A 3,910-nucleotide genomic window follows, 5' to 3' on the forward strand; every position below is an offset into this window, starting at 1 on the left:
TGCTCCCGCGCCCCCCGCCCGCGCCCCCGCGCCGGCCGGCGCCCCCCCCGGCCGGGCCCCCGCGGGCGGCCCGACGGCCGCCGCCGCCCCCCCGGGGGGGGCCCCCCACGTTCGCGCGGGTGCTCCCGGGGGCCGCCGGGAGGTTCGGAGTGGGTGGATTTTCCGTGATTTGCCCCGGAAGATTCTGAACGTGACCAAGCTCACACCGTGTCGCTCCGCGACGTCGGCCGAACTCGGAGAGTGATCATGGCGATTCGGGCCCCGATCGCCGTCCGTGACCGGATTTCCGGCCCGGACGCGTGTGCGGGGTTGACGGGCGCCCCTGCTGGGCAAGGGATTCTGCGGGTGCCCGTACGGTCCGCGCTCACTCTGAGTCGCCGCCTGACGGGCTCCGGAGGGGGCCGGAGATGGCCCAGCGTGAGGCCTCCCGCGCCCCGGTGGATCACCCCAACGGACCCCGGGCTGAGTGTCGATTGAGTAACAGGGCTTGAAGTAAGGCAAAATCTCCGCCTCGGGTCGGGCACAAGACCGACCCCCCATGCGTTACGTGCGCTGGAGATACCGCACACACCGCACAACCCGGAGGGGGAGAGCGAAAAATGGCAACGGACTACGACACCCCACGCAAGACCGACGACGACGTCAACGAGGACAGCATCGAGGAGCTCAAGGCTCGGCGGAACGACAAGGGCGGAAGCTCTGTCGACGTCGACGAGTTCGATGCGGCCGAGGGCATGGAGCTCCCCGGCGCCGACCTCTCGAACGAGGAACTCGCCGTTCGCGTCCTGCCCAAGCAGGCCGACGAGTTCACCTGCATGAGCTGCTTCCTCGTGCACCACCGCAGCCAGCTCTACAGCGAGAAGAACGGCAACCCGATCTGCCGGGACTGCGGCGCCTGAGCAGCGCGGCGGACACGGCCCGGCACCCGCGGTCCGCGCGGGGCCGGCACCCAGCCCCTTCCGGCTCCGGGCAGCGGAGCCGGACGGCAGGTCCGGGCAGGACAAAAGTCGTAGGGACGGTCCCGCAGCCGCGGAACCGTCCCTCTTCGTCTTCCGGCGTGCGCCGGTGGCGCGCGCCCTGCGCTACGCCCGCGCGCTCCGGCGGGCCTCCTCCAGCGCCTCCGCCAGCTTCATCGGCGAGCGCGTGGACAGATAGAGGTACGGCGTCGGGTCGGTCGGGTCCGTCACCTCGACCCGCAGCGCCGTCGGGACGTAGCTGCGCAGCAGCATGAAGGCCCGCGGGTCCGCCTTCGGTCCGCGCCAGGCCACCGCCTCGGCCGGGCTCAGCGCGTGCGCGGCGCCCAGGGCGTCCACCGGGATCCGGGCCGGGCCGGCCACCAGGGAGCCCTGCACCACGCGGATCCGGGCCGAGCCGTAACTGCTGATCGCGACCGCGCCGACGGCGATCCCGACGACCAGCCCGATCAGTGCGCCCAGCCCGCTGACCCGCAGCAGGATCAACGCGAGCGCGAGCCCGGTCGCGACCGGGAGCAGCCACCAGGAGCGGGGCACGGTGAGGCGTTCGTCGTACATGCCCCCCATTGTGGGCGCCCTCACGGCCGGGCCCGGACGGCACCCCCGGCCGTCGCCGCGTCCGTCCCGCCGTCCGGCGGCCGTCCGCCGCCCCCGCTACCGCCCGGTAGGGCGTCGGTAGGGTGGGGCAGCGTGACCGGTACGACTGCCCCCACGCCCCCCGCCGACCGGTCGGCGCCCGCGACACCGCCGACCCCGACCACCCCGCCGCCGGACGCCGTGCTGCCCCCGCGGGCCCCCGAGGCGCCCGCCCCCGGCACCCGGCTCGGCTCGCACTACGAGCACTGCTTCGGCTGCGGCCCGCAGCACCCCGGTGGCCTGCGGATCGACGCCGTCGCAGGCGTCGGGCTCGACGTCACCGCCGAGTTCACCGTCCGGGACGTCCACCAGGGCGGTCCCGGCCTCGCCCACGGCGGCGTGCTCACCACGGCCATGGACGAGACCCTCGGCACGCTCAACTGGCTGCTGCACGTCCCCGCCGTCACGGGCCGGCTGGAGACCGACTTCCTGTGCCCCGTCCCGGTCGAATCGGTGCTGCACCTGCGCGCCTGGGTCACCGGCGTGCACGGCCGCAAGATCTACGGCGCCGCCGAGGCGCGGATCGGCGGCCCGGACGGGCCGGTCGCGGTGCGGGCGCAGGCGCTCTTCATCCAGGTGAAGCTGGAACACTTCACCACGCACGGTCGTCCCGAGGACATCGGGAAGGTCCTCGACGACCCCGACCTGATGAAGCGCGCACGAGCCTTTGAGGTGAACCCTTGAGCACCACCAACCAGCCGCTGGACGTCCTGATCCGGCGCATCGACCCCGAGCTGCCGCTGCCCGCGTACGCGCAGCCCGGCGACGCGGGCGCCGACCTGCGCACCACCGTCGACGCCGAGCTGGCGCCCGGCGAGCGGGCGGTCCTGCCGACCGGTGTCGCCATCGCCCTCCCGGACGGCTACGCGGCCTTCGTCCACCCCCGCTCCGGGCTGGCAGCCCGATGCGGAGTTGCGCTCGTGAACGCCCCGGGGACGGTCGATGCCGGGTACCGTGGAGAGATCAAGGTGATCGTCGTCAATCTGGACCCGCGCGAGGGGGTCAGCTTCCGCCGAGGGGACCGGATCGCCCAGCTGGTCATCCAGCAGGTCGAGAAGGCCCGCTTCCACGAGGTGGCCGAGCTGCCTGGGTCGGCACGCGCCGAGGGCGGGTTCGGGTCGACCGGTGGCCACGCCGCGGTCTAGCATGCCCGCGGCCTCGCAGGAAGCCGAGCAGGTATTCGCATCGGTCTTGGACCGGGAAGGACAGTGACCGTGTTCCGTCGTCGCCAGAAGAGCGAGGACGCTGTCGAGCAGCTCGCCGACGACGCCATCAGCGCCGACGAGACGGCCGATGACGTCGAAGGTTCCGCCGAGAGCGAGAACGTGACCGAGCTGGACCCGGCCGACAGGGTCGGCCTGCCGCCGGCCCCGCGGCCGGACGGTCCGTGGGACCACTCCGAGCTGGAGAACCCGGAGGAGGGCCGCGTCGACCTCGGGGGCCTGCTGGTCCCGGGCGTCGAGGGCATGGAGCTCCGTGTCGAGGTGGCCGGTGACGCGATCGTCGCCGCGACCCTCGTCCTCGGCAACAGCGCCGTCCAGCTCCAGGCCTTCGCGGCCCCGAAGTCGGAGGGCATCTGGGGGGAGGTCCGGGAGGAGATCGCCAACGGCATCACCTCGCAGGGCGGCCTCATCGAGGAGGAGGAGGGCCCGCTGGGCTGGCACCTCCGTGCCCAGGTCCCCGTGCAGCTGCCGGACGGCACCCAGGGCGTGCAGCTGGTGCGCTTCGTCGGCTGTGACGGGCCGCGCTGGTTCCTGCGCGGCGTGATCTCCGGTCAGGCGGCGGTGCAGCCGGAGATGGCCGGGATCCTGGAGCAGGTCTTCCGGCAGACGGTCGTCGTGCGCGGCGAGAGCCCGATGGCGCCCCGCGACCCGATCGTCCTGAAGCTCCCCGAGGACGCGCAGATGGTGGCCGACGGCGGCGGGGCAGCCGCTGCCGCCGCCGAGGGCGAGAGCCGCTTCGGCGGCGCCTCCATCGACCCGTTCTCGCGCGGCCCGGAGATCACCGAGGTCCGCTGACCCCGGCTCGACGCCTCGCCGGCCGTTCACCGGCCGTTCGCCGATCGCCCCCTCCCGGACCCCGGGCGGGGGCGATTTGCATGTGGCGCCCCCGGGCCCGTACAGTTCCGGAGTCGCCGCGGGAGACCGGGGCAACGAAAGCGGAAAGCAAATCCGATGAATGAAACTCCGGAAAACGGAGCGGAAGACATCTGATAAGCTGGAAACACGAAAGAACGAAGCGCCCGGAGGGCCCGCTGGAAGGCGGCTCGAAGGAAGCGTCCGTTCCTTGAGAACTCAACA

Annotated in this window: 4 protein-coding genes and 1 pseudogene; 4 read left to right on the forward strand and 1 reads right to left on the reverse strand. The window is 73.0% G+C overall.

The genetic code is table 11. The annotated features are described in order from the left end of the window. Positions 1-599: 599 nt before the first annotated feature. Positions 600-899, forward strand: a complete 300-nt coding sequence (locus ACFV4F_RS28405) for a DUF4193 domain-containing protein (protein WP_329924615.1) — start codon at positions 600-602, stop codon at positions 897-899. A 183-nt stretch (positions 900-1,082) separates the two neighbouring features. On the opposite strand, the gene ACFV4F_RS28410 is transcribed toward ACFV4F_RS28405, so the two are convergent. After that, positions 1,083-1,532, reverse strand: coding sequence for a DUF3093 domain-containing protein (locus tag ACFV4F_RS28410; protein ID WP_359964755.1), 450 nt, complete (start codon positions 1,530-1,532; stop codon positions 1,083-1,085). Positions 1,533-1,664: 132 nt separating this feature from the next. Between ACFV4F_RS28410 and ACFV4F_RS28415 the strand changes: the two genes are divergently transcribed. The 3 genes and pseudogenes from ACFV4F_RS28415 (at position 1,665) to ACFV4F_RS28425 (ending at position 3,628) form a co-directional block, all read left to right on the forward strand. Next, a complete protein-coding gene (locus tag ACFV4F_RS28415; protein WP_380506597.1) occupies positions 1,665-2,294 on the forward strand; it encodes a PaaI family thioesterase in 630 nt (209 codons plus the stop codon). Beyond that, a pseudogene (dut, locus tag ACFV4F_RS28420) lies at positions 2,291-2,822 on the forward strand (dUTP diphosphatase). The gene ACFV4F_RS28415 and the pseudogene dut overlap by 4 nt, the downstream one beginning before the upstream one ends. Before the next feature lie 2 nt (positions 2,823-2,824). Further along, positions 2,825-3,628 carry a DUF3710 domain-containing protein gene (locus ACFV4F_RS28425; protein ID WP_380439575.1) on the forward strand — a complete coding sequence of 268 codons (804 nt, stop codon included), beginning with the start codon at positions 2,825-2,827 and terminating at the stop codon, positions 3,626-3,628. Positions 3,629-3,910 lie beyond the last annotated feature (282 nt).

The organism is Kitasatospora sp. NPDC059722 (assembly GCF_042733235.1).
Lineage (GTDB): Bacteria > Actinomycetota > Actinomycetes > Streptomycetales > Streptomycetaceae > Kitasatospora.